The following is a 17358-nucleotide window of genomic DNA, read 5'->3' as shown; positions in this document are numbered from 1 at the left end:
TATGGAAAGCACCGACGGGCTGGTCTATGTCTCTCTCGCGCAGTTGATGGCGCTGGAGTTCAAGGCCCGTGATCTGAGTTTCCTGGCCCGCCAGCCACAGGGCAGCATCCTCGCCGGCAACCACGCCTCGCGCCTGCGTGGCCGGGGTTTGAACTTCGATGAGTTGCGCCGTTATCAGCCCGGTGACGACTTGCGCCACCTCGACTGGCGCGCCTCGCTGCGCACCGGCAAACCGGTGGTGCGCACCTTCACCGAGGAACGCGATCGCCCGGCGCTGATCGTGGTCGACCAGCGCATGTCGATGTTTTTCGGATCGCAGCGCAGCTTCAAATCCGCTATCGCCGCCGAACTCGGTGCACTGGCGGCGTGGATGGTGTTCCATGCCGGGGACCGGGTCGGCGGGCTGGTGTTCAACGACCGGCGCATCGACTGCATCGCGCCGCTGCGCAGCCGCAAACGGGTCGAGGTCTTGCTCAGTCGCATCGCCGAACAGAACCAGGCGCTGAACGCCGGCAACCCCGACGCCGAAGACGAGGATCAACTGGACAAGGCCTTGCAGCGTTGCCTGGCGCTGGCCGGGCATGACCATCTGATTTGCATCGTCAGCGACTTTGCCGGGGCCGGCGAACGCACCTTGCAGTTGATGCGGCAACTGTCGGCGCACAACGATGTGATTGCGTTGCAGGTCTACGACCCATTGGCGATGAAGTTGCCGAACGACGGCCGATTGCTGGTGACCCAAGGCCAGCTGCAAGTAGAACTGGCGGTGGAGAAACGCAACGTGCATCAGCCGCTGGGGGATTTTCTCGGTGGCCGGCTCAAGGACGTCGCCACCCTGCTGCGCCGCAGTCAGGTGCCGCTGATGATGTTCAGCACCGCCGCAGAAGCCCATCAGCAATTGCGCGCCGAGCTTGGCAAAAGCGCCGGACCCCGGCGGTGAACCCGAACATTCCGAGCATCGAACAACTCAAGGAGTTGGGCCTGCCCGCGCCAATCAGTTACGCGCCACAGACCTGGGGCTGGTGGGTATTGCTGGCGGTTCTGCTACTGACAGCGCTGGCGATCGGGGCGCGGCGGTACCGGCAATGGCGGCGCGACCGGTATCGGCGGGAAGCGCTGATGCGACTGGCGCAGTTGCGTGATCGCAGTGATGACCTGAATGCCTTGCGCGAATTGCCGGAGTTGCTCAAGCGTGTGGCTATTTCCATGCCGCAATCGCAATCCGTTGCTGCCTCGGAACAGGAAGACTGGCAACACTTCTTGCAGCAACACAGCAAAAAAACGCTGCCCACCGATTTCAGCCAGCAACTGGCCCGACTGGCCTACGCCCCCGACGACGTCCTGCGCTCCCTGCCCGCTTCGCAACGGCAGGCGCTGTTCGACACCTGCCAACACTGGGTGGAGCACCATCATGTGGCAGCTTGATTACCCGTGGCTGTTGCTCCTGCTGCCGCTGCCCTGGCTGGCCTACCGTTACCTGCCCGCGTATCAGGAAACCCGCAGCGCCGTGCGTGTGCCGTTCTTCAACGCCATGAGCCGCGCCGTGGGTGAAACACCGGGCACCGCCGGCAACCGGCGCAATCACTGGCAACTGCTGCTCAATTTCCTGGTGTGGGCCTTGTTGCTGCTGGCCGTCGCCCGTCCGGTGTTCGTCGAAAAACCCATCGAGCGCCAGCAACCGGTGCGCGACCTGATGCTTGCGATCGACATTTCGCAGTCGATGGAAACCGAAGATTTCACCAACGCCAGTGGCCAGAAAATCAATCGCCTCGCTGCGGTCAAAGACGTCGTCCAGACCTTCATCGACAAGCGCAAGGACGACCGCCTCGGCCTGATCGTGTTCGGCAGCGGCGCCTATCCGCAGGCGCCGCTGACCCTTGATCACGCCAGCCTGTCGCTGCTGCTGGCCGACACCGGCATCGGCATGGCCGGCCCGAACACCGCGATTGGCGATGCCATCGGTCTCAGCCTCAAGTTGCTGGACAAGGCCCATGAACAGGAAAAAGTCCTGATCCTGCTCACCGACGGCAACGACACCAGCAGCGCGATCACCCCGGATCATGCTGCCGAAATGGCCGCTGCCAAAGGCGTGGTGATTCACACCATCGGCATCGGCGACCCGAGCGCCTCCGGCGAGGCCAAGGTCAATCTGCCGGGGCTGGAGCAAATCGCCAAAACCACCGGCGGCCAGTTCTTCCGCGCCGAAGATCGCAACGCGCTGGATCAGGTCTACAGCACCCTCGACCGTCTCACGCCGCATCAAGTGAAAACCCTCAGTCATCAGCCGCAACGCGAGTTGTTCTACTGGCCATTGGGTGCGGCGCTGGTGGTGCTGACGCTGTATCACCTCGGCGCCCTGCTGCGCCCACGGCTGGCGGTTGCACGTCAGCGGCAGGAGGCCTGAGATGGAGATCAATCTCGGTGACTTCCACTTCCTGCGCCCGCTGTGGCTGCTGTTGGCGCTGTTCGGCGCCCTGCTGCCGTGGCTCTGGCGCCGTGGCCGTGACCTGCAACGCAGGCTGCGCGGCAACATCGCCGGGCATCTGCTGCCGCACTTGCTGGTCACCCCGCAGGATCACCAGCGCCTGCGCCCGGTGCACTGGCTGTGTGCGCTGCTGATGCTCGGCGCGGTGGCAGCGGCCGGGCCGACCTGGGAGCAGGATCGCCCGGACTTTCTGGAGAATCGCGCGCCGCTGATCGTGGCTGTCGATCTGTCTCCGTCGATGGATGCCAACGACGTGCAGCCCACTCGCCTTGAGGCCGTCAAACACAAGCTGCATGACCTGATCCAGCGCCGCGCCGGTGCCCGCACCGCGCTGATTGCCTACGCCGGCAGTGCGCATCTGGTGTTGCCGCCGACCGATGATCCGGTGCTGCTCGACACGTTCATTCAAGCCTTGGGTACCGGACTGATCGACAAACCGGGCAAGAACGTCAGCGCGGTGATCGATCAGGCCAGGCGCTTGCTCAACGCTGAAAAGGTCCCGGGTAGCCTGCTGCTGATCACCGACGGTGCCGACACCGCACCGCTTGAAAAACCGGATGAGCAGTTGCAAGTACTGGTGCTCGCGGTGGGCAATCAGGATGGCGGCATCATTCAGGACGCCAACGGCCAGCCGCGCATCGATGCCAACGGTCGCCCGACCCTGGGCAGTTTCGATCCGGCCGCCATCAAGCAACTGGCCTCGGCGCTCAATGCTCCGCTCGGCAGCCTGACTCTGAATGACGACGACCTGGACTGGATCGAACTGCACGCGCAGCAGCACTTCCAGAGCGCCAGCGCCGAACAGCGGGAATTGCACTGGAAAGACGCCGGTTACTGGCTGTGCTGGCCGCTGGTGTTGCTGGCGCTGTTAAACGTGCGCAAGGGTTGGAGCGTGAACTGGATGCCGGCGCTGGTACTCGCCGTGGGCCTTGGCTGGCCAGCAGCGCCGGCTCAGGCAAACGCGCTGACCGACGCTTTCTTTACCCGCGACCAGCAAGGGCGCTGGGCCTTCGAGCATGAGCATTTTCCGCAGGCAGCGGCGCTGTTTGTCGATCCGTACTGGAAAGGCGTGGCGGCCTATCACGCGGCTGACTACGACCTGGCGCTGGTGACCTTCGCGCGGCTGGACACGCCGCAGGCGTATTTCTATCTGGGCAACATTTACGTGCGCCGCTTCAAGTTCGACGAAGCCATCGCGGCGTACACCCAGGCCCTGAAGCTGCAAGCGCAATTCCCCGAAGCCACGGCCAATCTGGCGTTGGCGATTGCCTTGCAGAAAGACACCGCGAGCGCCGAACAGAACGCGCCGCAAACCAAACCGGATGAGGTCAAGTTCGACAAGGCACCGGGCAAGGGCCAGAGCAAAACGGTCGAGACCGAACAAGCGGCGTCGGATGCGCTGTGGTTGCAGAACCTCACGACCTCCCCGGCGAAATTCCTCAAGCAGAAATTCAGCTTGCAGGATCAGGCGGAGGCCAAGCCATGAACCGGTTGATAGGGCTTGTGTGCCTTTTGAGCGCCCAGATAGCAGCCGCTGAACCGCAGCTGCGTGTGCAGGCTCACCTGCAACCCGCCGAAGGCGCCATGGTCGGCGGCCTGCTGGCGCTGCAACTCGATGTTCTCACCGACACCTGGTTCACCAGCGCCCCCACCCTGCCCGACCTGAAGCTCGACGGCGCGCTGGTCATGCCGCCGGACGGTCAGGCCCAGCACCTGAACCAGACCTTCGACGGCCAGAATTTCACGGGCCTGCGCTACAGCTATCTGATCACGCCGAACGCTGCCCGGGGTTTCAACATTCCGGCCCTGACCGTGCGCGCCAGCCCCGGTCAAGCCACCAGCGAGATCAGTGCCCAGAGCCAGCCGCTACAGTTCAGCGCCGCCCAGCCACCCGGTTTCAAACCCGGTGAAACGCCGCTGGTGGCCACGGGGCTGCGCTTCAATCAAACCCTCATCAACTCGGCGACGCCGCTGAAAGTCGGCGACAGCATCACCCGCCAACTGACGCTGCAGGCCGACGGCGCACTCGCCATGGCGCTGCCCGCTCCAGCGCTGGTGGAGGTCAACGGACTGAGTCGCTATGTGAAGACCCCGCAGATCAGCAATCTGGATGACGGTCGCGGCGATATCCTCGGCGGTCAGCGCATCGACAGCGTCAGCTATCGCATCGACACGGCCGGCGCCCACACCCTGCCGGCCATCGAGGTGAAATGGTGGGATTCGCGCGCGCAGCAAAGTCGCACCGCGCAGGTTCCTGCGATCACTTTCGAGGCCGCCGCCAACAGTGCGTACAAGCCGGTGTTCTCGATCACCGAAGACCTCAAACGACTCGGCCAGAACAATCGCCTGCACCTTTCCACCCATTGGCTGGCGTGGCTGGCCTTGCTCGTCGCACTGGTCGTTGGCGGGTATCTGGGCTGGCCAGCGCTCAGCCGTGCCCGCCAGCAGTGGCAAACCCGCAAGCACAAACGAGCGCTGGCCTGGCAGCAATCAGCCGAAAGCGCATGGCAGCAAATCACCCCGCAACTCAACGCCAAGCCTGCGCAGTTGAGCGCTGTTTATCTGTGGCTGCGCCGCCGTGGGCTGGGCTTGAAACTGGTCGACTCAGGGCAACGCTTGCAAGGACTGTTGCGTGGCCTTTACGGCCGCGAACCGGCCACCGAACAAACACTGGGCCAACTGCGCCAATCGTTGTCTACGCTTCACAGTCAGGCCGAACAGCAGCAGGCCCGTTCGGCCCCGGCCTTGCGCCCGCTCAACCCCGTCCACGAGAAGGATTTCCCATGACGAACCCGATGCTGCACCGCCAACGTTTTGGTCTGGCCCTGTTGTTCAGCCTCGCACTGCCATTGCTGGCCCAGGCCAGCGAGCCGCTGCCGTCATGGAACGACGGACCGGCGAAAAAGCACATCATCGAATTCGTCCAGGCGATCACTGATCAGTCCGGCAAGGACTTCGTCAAACCCGCCGAACGCATTGCGGTGTTCGATAACGACGGCACGCTGTGGAGCGAGCAACCCGCGTATTTCGAGTTGCTGTTCGCCTTCGACGAGGTCAAGCGCACCGCGCCGCAGCACCCGGAATGGAAGACCACGCAACCGTTCAAGGCCGTGATCGAGAATGACCACAAGGCGCTCGCCGCCGCCGGCATGGACGGCATCCTGAAGATCTTCGCCGCCACCCACACCGGCATGACCACCGACGCCTTCGATGACTACGCCAAAACCTGGCTGACCCAGGCCCGGCATCCGAAAACCGGCAAACCGTACACCGAGATGATCTTCCAGCCGATGCTGGAAATGCTCGACTACCTGCGCAGCCAGGACTTCAAGACCTACATCGTTTCCGGCGGCGACACGGCGTTCATGCGTGCCTTCGCCGAGAAGGTCTACGGCATCCCGCCGGAGCAAGTGATCGGCACCACCTTCGTGACGGCGTTCAGCTACAAGGACGGCAAGGCCTCGATCGTGCGCACCGCCAAACTGGCGCACAACGACGACGGTCCCGGCAAACCGGAAAGCATCGATGCGGTAATCGGTCGCCGGCCGATCCTGGCGTTTGGCAACTCCGACGGCGACCTGCAAATGCTCCAGTGGACGGCGGCAGGCCCCGGCAAACGCTTCATGGGCCTGGTGCACCACACCGACGCCAAACGCGAATGGGCCTATGACCGAAAATCCGAGATCGGGCGCCTGGACAAGGCCCTCGACGAAGCGAATTCCCGTGGCTGGACCGTTGTGGACATGGCGAGCGACTGGCGCCGGATCTACCCGTTCGATCCACCCGCCCCCGAGCAAGTGAAATAACAAAAGCGTGACGCAGGACTGCAAGAAACGTTTGACGCACCACACCACCCCCGCGCAAAAGGAGCAAGTCTGATGACTCGCATACGCAAGTGGCTACCGAAACTCGCCCTCGTGGCAACGTCGGTGATGGCGCTGTCTGCAACTGCCACAGCCGCTGAAAAACCCAACATTCTGGTGATCTTCGGCGATGACATCGGCCAGACCAACATCAGCGCCTATTCGATGGGCGTGGTCGGCTACAAGACGCCGAACATCGACCGGATAGCCAAGGAAGGCATGATGTTCACCGACTACTATGCGGAGAACAGCTGCACCGCAGGACGATCCTCCTTCATCACCGGTCAGACGCCACTGCGTACCGGCCTGTCGAAAGTCGGCGCACCGGGCGCCACGGTCGGGCTGCAAAAGCGCGATATCACGATTGCCCAGGCACTCAAGTCCCAGGGCTACGCGACCGGCCAGTTCGGCAAGAACCACCTCGGTGACAAGGACGAATACCTGCCGACCAACCACGGCTTCGACGAGTTCTTCGGCAACCTCTATCACCTCAACGCCGAAGAAGAACCGGAACGTCCTTATTGGCCGAAAGACGATGCGGAGTTCGTCAAGGCCAACTCCCCGCGTGGCGTGATCCACAGCTTCGCCGACGGCAAGATCGAAGACACCGGCGCGCTGACCACCAAACGCATGGAAACCATCGACGACGAAACCACCGCCGCCGCCCAGGCGTTCATCGAGAAACAAGCCAAGGCCGACAAGCCTTTCTTCGTCTGGATGAACACCACCCGCATGCACTTGTTCACCCACGTGCGTGACTCGATGAAGGGCCAGAGCGGCATGCCCGGCAACGAGTACGCGGACGGCATGGTCGAGCACGACGGCGACGTCGGCAAACTGCTCAAGACCCTCGACGACCTGAAAATCGCCGACAACACCATCGTCGTCTACACCACCGACAACGGGCCGAACCAGTTCTCCTGGCCGGACGCGGCGACCACGCCGTTCCGCAACGAGAAGAACTCCAACTGGGAAGGCGCGTACCGCGTACCGGCGATGATCCGCTGGCCGGGCAAGGTCAAACCGGGTGAGGTCTCGAACGAGATGTTCTCCGGGCTCGACTGGTTCCCGACCTTGCTCGCGGCGGCCGGTGATACCGATGTCGCCAGCAAGCTGCTCAAGGGTTGGGCGCCCACCAGCGGCGGCACCAACTTCAAGGTGCATCTGGATGGCTACAACCAGTTGCCTTACCTGACCGGCCAACAACCGAACGGTGCACGCAACGAATTTTTCTACTTCAACGACGACGGCATGCTGGTGTCGATGCGTTTCGGCAACTGGAAAGCCGTGTTCGCCGAGCAGCGTGCACCCGGTGGCTTCGCGGTGTGGAGCAACCCGTTCACACCGTTGCGCGTACCGAAAATCTTCAACCTGAGGATGGACCCGTATGAGCGGGCCGACGTGGTGTCCGATCAGTATTACGACTGGTCGACCAAGAACGTGTATCTGGTCGCCGTCGCCACCACCAAGGCAGCGCGCTTCCTGCAGACCTTCATCGAGTATCCGCCAAGCCAGAAACCGGCGAGCTTCAGCATCGACCAGATCCGTGCGGCGGTGGACGCGAAGATCGAAGAAAAAATGAAGAACCAGCCTGCACAGTAAGGCCGCTGGACCGCCGCTCGCCGTCATTGGCGAGCGGCCCTTTTTAGTGATTGTTCCCACGCTATGCATGGGAACAATCATTCATGAACCGGAACAAGGCAGTCGCAATGTCCTCACGTGTCGCCAGCAAGTCGTCGGCCCATCCCCTCCCGCACACCGCCGCCCCGGCGTTGCTGATCCCCGCCCTGCTGCTGTGCATTTCCGGCGCGGCGGCGCTGGTGTATCAGGTGTTGTGGATCAAGCAGCTGTCGCTGGTGGTCGGGGTCGAGGTCTACGCGATCACCACCGGCATCAGTGCCTTCTTTGCCGGGCTGGCTATCGGTGGCTGGCTGTTCGGGCGTTGGGCGGATCGCCTGGCGCAACCGGTTTTGCTGTATGCCGGGCTGGAAGTGCTGGTGGCCGTGCTGGGCGTCGGTGCGACGTTTGCCATGAGCGTTGCGGCCAGTCCGTTTGCCTGGTTGCAGGATCACGTCGGCCTGTTGGCCTGGTTGCTGCCGTTCATGCTGGTGGGCGCTCCAGCCGTGTTGATGGGTGGCACGCTGCCGGTGCTGGTGCGCTCGCTGGGCAGTACGCCGGGCAAGAGCGGCGGCCAGTTGTATGCGGCGAACACCCTGGGAGCGATTGTCGGCACCCTGCTCGCGGCGTTCGTGCTGATCGCCACCCTCGGCGTGCGCGGCAGTGCGTTGGCCGCAGCGATGCTCAATCTGCTGGCCACCGCCGGCGCATTGGGTTGGCAGCGCCAGCATCCGATGCCGGTCAAAGCCCCGCTCAAGCATCACACTGAAAAAGCTCCGGATCGCACCGCCCTCTGGCTGTATTCCATCGCCGGCGGCGTGGCCCTCGGCTACGAAGTGGTGTGGTCGCAGTCAATCGTGCAATTCATGAGTACCCGCACTTACGCGTTCGCCGTGGTGCTGGCGACCTACCTGACCGGGCTGTTTATCGGCAGCGCCCTGCTCGCTCGCCGGGTCGAACGAATTCGCGATCCGTGGGGCGTGTTCGGCTTGCTGATCGCTGGCGCGGGACTGATCGCCCTGCTGGAAATCGCCCTGCTCGGTCGCTGGCTGGTGATCGCCCAGAGTCAGGCGGAAATCTGGCTCGTGACTCAAGGCGCCAGTGAACTGGCCGGCATGAGCGCACGTTTCGCTGTTGCGGCGTTGTGCATTGTGTTCCTGCCGACCTTGCTGCTGGGCGCGGCGTTTCCGTTGGCCCTGCGTTTGAGTGTCGGCCACGAGCATGTCGGCCGCGATGTCGGCGCGGTGGTGGCGTTCAACACGTTGGGCGGGATCATCGGCGTGATGCTCTGCGGTTTCCTGCTGATTCCGTTGCTGGGGTTGGTACGCACGCTGGGCCTGCTGGCGATCATTGCCGCCGGCGTCGGCTGGTTCGCCGTGCGCAAGGGCCATGGCGTGAAGAAAGGCCGGCGTCAGGCAGTGGCCGCGCTGGGCTTGCTGTCCGTTGCACTGGCCGTGCTGACGCCGGTCGACAAACTCGCCAGCCTGCTCCCCGGTGCGCGCAACGGCGAGCTGGCCTTCTACGAGGAAGGACGCGGCGGCACGGTCGCGGTGGTCACTCAAGGCCGGGGCCAGAACGCGTTCCAGCGCCTGTACATCCAGGGCGTGTCGAATACCGGCGATGCCATGCCGTCACTGCGTTACATGCGGATTCAGGCGCTGCTGCCACTGCTGATCCACAACGGCGAGCCGCGCTCGGCGCTGGTCATCGGTTTCGGTACCGGCATCACTGCCGGCGCGTTGCTGCGCTATCCGGGGCTTGAACATCGGGTCGTGGCCGAGCTGCTGCCGTCGGTGATCAAGGCTGCGCCGTTGTTCAAGGGCAACTTCAACGCCGCCAGCGATCCCGGCGTCGATGTGCGGCTGCGCGACGGTCGTCAGGAACTGCTGCGCAGCCCGCAGACCTACGACCTGATCACCCTCGAGCCGCCACCACCCTCCGCGGCCGGCGTGGTGAATCTGTATTCCCGGGACTTCTATCAACTGGCCGCCAGCCGTCTGGAGAAACAGGGTCTGGTCGCACAGTGGCTGCCGCTGCCGACCCAGAACATCGACGACTCGCGTTCACTGGTGCGCAGCTTCCTCGACGTCTTCCCGTACGCGACGCTGTGGACCAGCGAGTTCCACGAGATGCTGCTGGTAGGCTCGCTGACACCCATCGAACTGGATGCCGAAAAAATCACCCGACGCTTGCAACAGGACAGCGTACGCAGCACCTTGCAGGACGTCGGCATCGGTTCGGCGCCGGCGTTGCTGTCGACCTGGGTCACCGATCGCGCCGGTCTGGAACGTTTTGCCGCCGACGCACCGGCGGTGACTGACGATCAGCCGCGCATCGAATACGCGCCGTGGGTCCGGTCCAAAGAGATCACCCGGGTGCTGCCTGCGCTGCTGGATCTGTATGTCGCACCGCCGCTGGTGAATGCCGATGCCGGGTTCGCTGAACGGATGCAGGGGCACAGACAGCGCCTGATGCAGTTCTATCGCGCAAGCCTGCACGCCTATGACGGAGATCGGGATGCCTGGGGCCGGGATATTCGCGAGGTGATGCAGAGAGATGGAGGGAATCCGTATTTCCGCTGGTTTGTCGGGCAGTGACTCTCGTCATCCGATCATTCCCACGCGGTGCGTGGGAATGATTTCCGGGACTATTTGGCTTTCATCTTCAGATACGACTGATGCATGTCCGACGCCCAGCCATCGATCACGGCTTTCACGTCATCGGCCTTCATCACCTGGGAGTCGTTCTGCAGCGGTTTGCCGGTGCCTTTGCGCACGACCTGGGCCACGACCTTGTTATTGCCGCCATCGAGGAACACCGCTTCGGTGGCCAGGGTGGTTTCCTGATCGCGGATACCGCTGGCGGTACTGACCGCTGCCGCCACCAGCGCAATCGGGATCACTTCATAGGCATGCAGGCCTTCGGTCTTGCTGCTCACGGCGGTGATCGCCGCACGCACCACAATCACGCCCGGGCCGGGGCCACTGGCCAAAGGCAAGGATTTGCCCACTTCACGCTTGAGCGCCTGATCGTAGTAAGCGGTGATGCCATTGAGGGTCTGTTGCGGAATCTTCACGGTCGGTTGAGGTTTTGGGTAGAGCTGCGTCGGTTCGATATAGACGCTGGTGAACTTGTTGATATCGAGCTTGGGATCGACCCAGCGCATCACCTCGGCCCCGGACGGTGACTTGGCCTCCTTGAGTTGGCTGTAGTCCTTGAGAAACCCGGAGTACTCATCTGGAGCGACGGTTTTGCTGGAGCAACCCACCACGCCAAGAGTGGCAATGCACAGGGTGCTCATCATCACGGCTAGCTTCATGCTGTAACTCCTGTCAGAAGGCCTGATTTGTTGCATTGGGGAGTTACAGGTATAGCTAAAAACCCGCGAATTGCGATCAGAACACACAATATTGGCGCGGTGCCGTGTACCGGTTCACAACGGTCATTTGACAGATGCCGGGCATCCGGCAAAGCTGCATCGAGCTTGAACGCACGCCAGAAGGCAAATGCACCTGGACTACGGAAGTCGCAATGCCCAAGCATAAAAATAACGATGCACCGCGCCAGCCTGATGCTTCACCGACCTCGATTTCACGCTACCTGTTTCCTGTCACCATTGGTCTGCTGCTCGCGGCCGTGGCGGGGATCGGCTGGTTTCTGTTCAGCCCCGCTCCAGCTCCGGTCAAAGTCGTGCCGGTCAGCACGCCTGTTGCAGTAGCGGCCAAACCTGCAGCAACACTGCCCGCGACCATGGTTGATGAACAGCAATGTCAGGGCTGTCACCAGGAACAGGTCAAGGACTGGCAAGGCTCCCATCATCAGTTGGCGATGCAACCGGCGAATGCCGAAACCATGCTCGGTGACTTCAACAATGTCACCTTCAAGGCCGAAAACGAATCCACCCGTTTCGCGCGCAAGGGCGACGAGTTCTGGGTCAATACACCTGGCGTCGACGGCAGGAACGCCGACTTCAAAGTCGCCTACACCTTCGGCATCGCGCCGCTTCAGCAATACCTGATCGAAGTCGGTGAAGGCCGCTTGCAGGCCCTTGGCGTCGCCTGGGATACCGAGAAAAACCGCTGGTTTCACCTCTACCCCGGCCAGGGCGTGAACTTCAAGAATCCGCTGCACTGGAGCAAGCCGAGCCAGAACGCCAACTTCATGTGCGTCGAGTGCCACACCACCGGGTTCAAGCGCAATTTCGACGCGGCCAGCAACACCTTCGCCAGCCACTGGAACAGCCTCGGCATCGGTTGCCAGGCCTGTCATGGGCCGGCATCGAATCACCTGGAGTGGACTGCGAAAAAGACTGACCTGATCCACGCCGGCTTCGACGTCGATCTCAAGGACAAGAACGCCACCGTCGAGATCGAAACCTGCGCCCGCTGCCACGCTCGCCGCGCGCCGCTGGGCGATGGCTACACCGTCGGCAAACGGCTGATGGACGATTACCTGCCCAGCACCCTGACCCGCGAACTGTATGCGCTGGACGGCAAGATCAAGGACGAAGTGTTCGAACACGGCTCCTTCGCCCAAAGCAAAATGTTCGACAAGGGCGTGCGCTGCAGCAACTGCCACAACCCCCACAGCACCGAGCTGAAAGCGCCGGGCAACGCGGTGTGCCTGCAATGCCACAACAGCGCCGGCAAGACCTCGGTCGAAGGCGTCGATGGCCAGGGCCTGCAAGCGAAGAACTACGACAGTATTGAACACACCCGCCACACCATGGGTCAGCCCGGCTCGCAATGCGTGGATTGCCACATGCCCGGCAAGTTCTACATGGGCAACGACTTCCGGCATGACCACAGCTTCAGCATCCCCAACCCGGAGCGTGCGCAAAAGCTCGGCACGCCAGACGCCTGCCTGACCTGTCATCAGGGCAAGGCCGGCGACAAGGTCACCGCGCAATTCAAACTGTGGACTGCCTCGACCGAACCTCAAGCGCCGCGTTACGACGAGAGCCTGTGGCTGATTCGCAACGGCCAGCCCGGCGCCGCACAAGCGTTGTACGAGCAATTGCAGCGCAGCAACCTGCCGGCAATCCAGCGAGCGACATTGCTCGCGGAATTGCCACTCTATCCAAGTGAACAGGCGCTTAAACTGGCGACCACGGACCTGAAGCACCCGGCGCCACAGGTACGCGAAAGCGCGGTACGGGCGATCAGCGCGTTCCTGCCACCGCCAGAGCGCTTGCCGCTGTTGACGCCGTTGCTCGGTGATCCGGTGAAAGCAGTACGAATCGTCGCTGCGCGGGATCTGCTGAGTGTCGCCCGCAATGGCCTGGGCCCGGCTCAGGCCAATTGGGACGCGGCGATTGCCGAGTACGAAGCCGTGCAGAAGAGCCTGGCCGAACGCGCCGAAGCCAACCTGAACCTGGCGATGCTCTACCAGGCCAGCGGTCGCGGCTCGGAGGTTGAAGGCTCGTTGCGGACAGCCCTGAAACGTGACCCGGACTTCTACCCGGCGCTGGTCACGCTGGTGCAATGGCTGGAGGCCAACGGTCGTGGCTCGGAGGTGCAGCAACTGCTCGATGCCAGCCTCAAGGAACACCCTGACACGGCCCTGCTGCAGCACACCCGAGGCCTGTCACTGATTCGCGCGGGCAAGACCGCCGAGGCCATGTCGGCGCTTGGCAAAGCCGCACAACTGGAACCGCAGAACGCGCAATACGGTTACGTGCTGGCGGTGGCGCTGCATGACAGCGGCAAGGTGGATCAGGCGAGCGAGCAACTGGAGAAACTGCTCAAGGTGCAGCCTGCGAACCGCAATGCGCGGTTGTCGCTGATTCAGTGGTATCTGGACAGTGGGCAGGAGCCGAAGGCGCAGGTGCTGTTGCAGGGGTGGAAGAGGATGAATATGGGGGATCCGGCGTTGAAATGAAAACGGGCGGGAGCAACGCTTGGTTGCTCCCGCCTGATTGCGTTACCAGGTCGAAGTCTCTCCACTGCGCAACGCCATCTCCCGCCGACTGTTAATCCGCATCGCCTTGATCAGCGACACCGTGCCCACCAGCAGCAGCGCCGCGCCAAACAGGAAGTCGATGTTGTACAGCTGGAAATCCTGCACCGGCCCCACCAGCACCGTGCGCACCACGCCGATCCCCACCAGCGTGGCCAGGAAGTCGATCCCCGGCTCATCGCGGTAGAACACCAGCAGCAACGGCAGGCACAACACCAGCAGCATCAACAACACCACAACCTTGAACGCGCCTTTGCGCTCGACGCTGAAGGCGCATTCGTGGTGGCCGTAGGCTTTGTAGTCCTCGTCGCGGACCAACACGTTTTTCTCGTTGATGTAGTCGGCGCGGTTGTACTTCTGGATCGGCGTAAAGGTGTTGGACATCTCCATCAGCGTGGTGATGTTCTTGAAGCGCAGGTCGACACGCTCGTTGCCCTTGAGGTAGTACAGGACTGGCTTGTAGCCGTAGCGATAAGTGTCGAAAGGAAACTCGGTGACCCGCCCCTGAACGCCGATCGGGCGCGATTCGAGTTGAGCGAAGGCACTCTTGTCAGTCGAGGCGAGGTTGCGACTCAGCGGCAGGACCTTCACTTGCTCAAGGAAGATCGGCGTGGCGCCGTAAGTCCACTGCAACGGTTCCAGGCGAAGACGCAGTTCGTTGCGGCCCAGGTCATAGCGGTTGAAGGTGCGTTCGGACACCACCACCGCACCGCTGAGCATGAACTCGCCGCGCAGGTTGTTGGTGATGCGCAAGGTCAACTGATCCTTGCCCAGCAGCGCCGCATCCGAGGACGGCGGCGTGCCGCACCACGCGGTGCTTTCGCCGACACCGCCGAGCTGACCGCCACGGCTTTCGTTGAATACGTAGATGTAACCGGCCCACAACGTCAGCATCAACAGCAACGCCGTCAGGCCCAAGATCTTCTTGCCCGCACTCACAAACAGACTCCCTTCTTCGTTCCGTCGTCCAGCCGAAAACCCGCTGGCGACGGGGACTCTACCAAAAGGCCACCATCGACCCAAGGAAAAATCCCCGATTTGTAAGGGTTCTAAGGGTTTCCCCTGTGCGGGCAGCGCGTCAACGCCGCCTGAACAACGGTCGCGGCTCGATGACGGAGCGCCCGTACAACACGCTCATCCCCGCCAACCCCTTGAGCGCATCCTCGGCGGATTTGTCCTCGCGCACGGCGAAGCTGTCGAACCCGCACTGGCGCATGTGGCTCAGTTGATCGCGAAGCACATCGCCAATCGCCCGCAATTCGCCTTTCCAGCCAAAACGGCTGCGCAGCAGATAAGCCTGACTGTAGGCGCGGCCGTCGCGAAAACTCGGGAAATCGAGGGCAATCAGCGGCAGCGATGCCAACCACGGCAGCAGGCTTTCGACGCCGTCGTCCGGGCCCAGCCACACTGCATGGGTCGAGGGTGATTCGAGCCAGTGGGCCAGCGGCAGAATCAACATCCCGGCGCTGAATTCTGTTTCAGGCGAGCGGATCAGCGTCCATGGATCGTCGAGCACAATCCGCGCCCCGCTCGCCTCCATCCGCAGCAGATTGTTCATGCCGACACCTCCAGCGCTTTCGGGTAGACCCGTTCCTTGAACGGCTCCAGCCCGATGCGCGCCACGGTATCGACAAACAGTTCTTCGCTCTCGCGGTAGCGCACGAAGGTGCCGATGATCCGTTCGATCACCTGCGGCACTTCGGCAGCGCTGAACGACGGGCCGATGACTTTGCCCAGTGCGCTGTTTTTGCCCTGCGCCCCGCCGAGGGTGATCTGGTACCACTCGCTGCCGTTCTTATCGACGCCGAGAATCCCGATGTTGCCGATGTGGTGATGGCCGCAGGCGTTCATGCAGCCGGAAATGTTCAGGCTGATATCACCGAGGTCGTGCAGGTAATCGAGGTTGTCGAAACGCGCCTGAATCGCCTGGGCAATCGGAATCGACTTGGCGTTGGCCAGCGCACAGAAATCGCCACCGGGGCAGGCAATGATGTCGGTCAACAGGCCGACATTGGCAGCGCCCAGCCCTTGCTCTTTCGCCAGTTGCCACAGCGCATACAGCTCGGATTTGGGCACATCCGGCAGGACGATGTTCTGCTCGTGGGCGATACGGATTTCGCCGAAACCGAAACGCTCGGACCAGTCGGCCACCGCCAGCATCTGCAAACCGGTCACGTCCCCCGGGGGCGAGGCCAGGCCCGGTTTGGTCGACAGCACCACGCTGGTGTAGCCCGACACCTTGTGCGGTTGCACGTTGCGCGCGACCCAGCGGGCGAACGCCGGGTTGTCGGCCAGGTGCGTGCCGAAATCCAGATCGGTGCCCGCCAGTGTGCAGTAGCTCGGCGGCACAAAGGCGCTGGCAACCCGCAGGTATTCATCCTCAGTCAGTTGCGCCGGGCCATCCTTGAGGTGTTGCCATTCTTCTTCGACTTCCTTGGCGAACGCCTCGATACCCAGCGCCTTGACCAGAATCTTGATCCGCGCCTTGTACTTGTTGTCGCGTCGGCCGTGACGGTTGTAGACCCGCAGCACCGCCTCGACGTAAGACAGCAAGTGCTGCCACGGCAAACCGTCGCGAATCTGCAGACCGAGGATCGGCGTGCGCCCCAGACCACCGCCGACAATCACCCGCAGCAACATCTGGCCGTCGCGGCTGGGGTAAAGGTAGAGGCCGATGTCGTGCATCATGATCGCCGCGCGATCCTGCTTCGCCGAACAGATGGCGATCTTGAACTTGCGCGGCAGGAACAGGAATTCCGGGTTGATCGTCGACCATTGCCGCAGGATCTCCGCCAGCGGACGCGGGTCGATCAACTCGTCCGCCGCGACCCCGGCGAAGGCTTCGGTGGTGATGTTGCGCACGCAGTTGCCCGAGGTCTGGATCGCATGCATGTTGACCTGCGCCAGACGTTCGAGAATGTCAGGCACCTCGTGCAGTTCGATCCAGTTGAACTGCATGTTCTGCCGGGTGGTGAAGTGGCCGTAGCCACGATCGTAGTCACTGGCAATGCTCGCCAGTGTGCGCATCTGTTCGGCGCTCAAGGTGCCGTAGGGAATTGCCACCCGCAGCATGTAAGCGTGCTTTTGCATGTACAGGCCATTTTGCAGGCGCAGCGGCAGGAACTCTTCTTCGCTCAACTCCCCGGCCATGAAGCGCTCGACCTGATCGCGAAACTGCGCAACGCGCTCGAACACCAGTGCCCGGTCGTAATCGTCGTATTGATACATCGGCTACCTCATCAGGAATGCACAGATTCCTGTGGGAACGGGCGAACCCGAGATAGCGCCAGTTCGCGTCTGGCGCTATCTCGGGTTCGCCCGTTCCCACAGTATTTTCCCTGACTATGGACGAACGGCGCAGTGCACAACAGATTCACCTGAACACATAAAAACCGTATCAGGGCGCGGCAGATGGCCGCAGGCAGCGCTTCGATC

13 protein-coding genes are annotated in these 17358 nt (G+C 62.5%); 9 read left to right on the top strand and 4 right to left on the bottom strand.

Going from position 1 to position 17358, the window contains the following annotated elements; genetic code table 11:
- Nucleotide 1: 1 nt before the first annotated feature.
- From IF199_RS13950 to IF199_RS13915, 8 genes are all read left to right on the top strand, one after another.
- The gene (locus IF199_RS13950) at nt 2-940 is read left to right on the top strand and encodes a DUF58 domain-containing protein (RefSeq protein ID WP_192560788.1); all 939 of its coding nucleotides are present in this window, start codon (nt 2-4) and stop codon (nt 938-940) included.
- Complete coding sequence (locus tag IF199_RS13945; RefSeq protein ID WP_192560787.1) at nt 937-1425, top strand: DUF4381 domain-containing protein; 489 nt, start codon at nt 937-939, stop codon at nt 1423-1425. Before IF199_RS13950 ends, IF199_RS13945 begins: the two co-directional genes overlap by 4 nt.
- A complete protein-coding gene (locus IF199_RS13940; RefSeq protein ID WP_192560786.1) occupies nt 1412-2404 on the top strand; it encodes a vWA domain-containing protein in 993 nt (330 codons plus the stop codon). Before IF199_RS13945 ends, IF199_RS13940 begins: the two co-directional genes overlap by 14 nt.
- A gap of 1 nt (nt 2405) precedes the next feature.
- Nucleotides 2406-3971, top strand: a complete 1566-nt coding sequence (locus IF199_RS13935; protein WP_192560785.1) for a VWA domain-containing protein — start codon at nt 2406-2408, stop codon at nt 3969-3971.
- A complete protein-coding gene (locus IF199_RS13930) occupies nt 3968-5272 on the top strand; it encodes a BatD family protein (RefSeq protein WP_192560784.1) in 1305 nt (434 codons plus the stop codon). Before IF199_RS13935 ends, IF199_RS13930 begins: the two co-directional genes overlap by 4 nt.
- Nucleotides 5269-6291 (top strand): HAD family hydrolase, encoded by a 1023-nt coding sequence (locus IF199_RS13925; protein WP_096820243.1) that lies wholly within the window; start codon nt 5269-5271, stop codon nt 6289-6291. Before IF199_RS13930 ends, IF199_RS13925 begins: the two co-directional genes overlap by 4 nt.
- Before the next feature lie 72 nt (nt 6292-6363).
- Nucleotides 6364-7950, top strand: a complete 1587-nt coding sequence (locus tag IF199_RS13920) for an arylsulfatase (protein ID WP_096820242.1) — start codon at nt 6364-6366, stop codon at nt 7948-7950.
- Nucleotides 7951-8057: 107 nt separating this feature from the next.
- Nucleotides 8058-10562, top strand: coding sequence for a fused MFS/spermidine synthase (locus IF199_RS13915; protein WP_192560783.1), 2505 nt, complete (start codon nt 8058-8060; stop codon nt 10560-10562).
- Nucleotides 10563-10612: 50 nt separating this feature from the next.
- Here IF199_RS13915 and IF199_RS13910 read toward each other — a convergent pair whose 3' ends face one another.
- Nucleotides 10613-11284: a DUF3313 domain-containing protein gene (locus IF199_RS13910; RefSeq protein ID WP_096820241.1), complete on the bottom strand. Its 672-nt coding sequence runs from the start codon at nt 11282-11284 to the stop codon at nt 10613-10615.
- Between the two features lie 212 nt (nt 11285-11496).
- On the opposite strand from IF199_RS13910, the gene IF199_RS13905 reads away from it, so the two are divergent.
- Nucleotides 11497-13845, top strand: a complete 2349-nt coding sequence (locus IF199_RS13905) for a tetratricopeptide repeat protein (protein ID WP_192560782.1) — start codon at nt 11497-11499, stop codon at nt 13843-13845.
- A gap of 42 nt (nt 13846-13887) precedes the next feature.
- Here IF199_RS13905 and IF199_RS13900 read toward each other — a convergent pair whose 3' ends face one another.
- From IF199_RS13900 to IF199_RS13890, 3 genes are all read right to left on the bottom strand, one after another.
- Nucleotides 13888-14862: a hypothetical protein gene (locus IF199_RS13900; RefSeq protein ID WP_192560781.1), complete on the bottom strand. Its 975-nt coding sequence runs from the start codon at nt 14860-14862 to the stop codon at nt 13888-13890.
- 139 nt (nt 14863-15001) lie between these two features.
- Nucleotides 15002-15481 carry a DUF934 domain-containing protein gene (locus IF199_RS13895; protein WP_192560780.1) on the bottom strand — a complete coding sequence of 160 codons (480 nt, stop codon included), beginning with the start codon at nt 15479-15481 and terminating at the stop codon, nt 15002-15004.
- Entirely contained in the window at nt 15478-17151 is a 1674-nt protein-coding gene (locus IF199_RS13890; RefSeq protein WP_192560779.1) for a nitrite/sulfite reductase, read from the bottom strand. The genes IF199_RS13895 and IF199_RS13890 overlap by 4 nt, the downstream gene beginning before the upstream one ends.
- Nucleotides 17152-17358 lie beyond the last annotated feature (207 nt).

The organism is Pseudomonas allokribbensis (genome assembly GCF_014863605.1).
In the GTDB taxonomy this organism is placed as follows: Bacteria; Pseudomonadota; Gammaproteobacteria; order Pseudomonadales; family Pseudomonadaceae; genus Aquipseudomonas; species Aquipseudomonas allokribbensis.
Note: the sequence above shows the minus strand (reverse complement) of the source record. Positions and strands in the feature narration are given on the sequence as shown.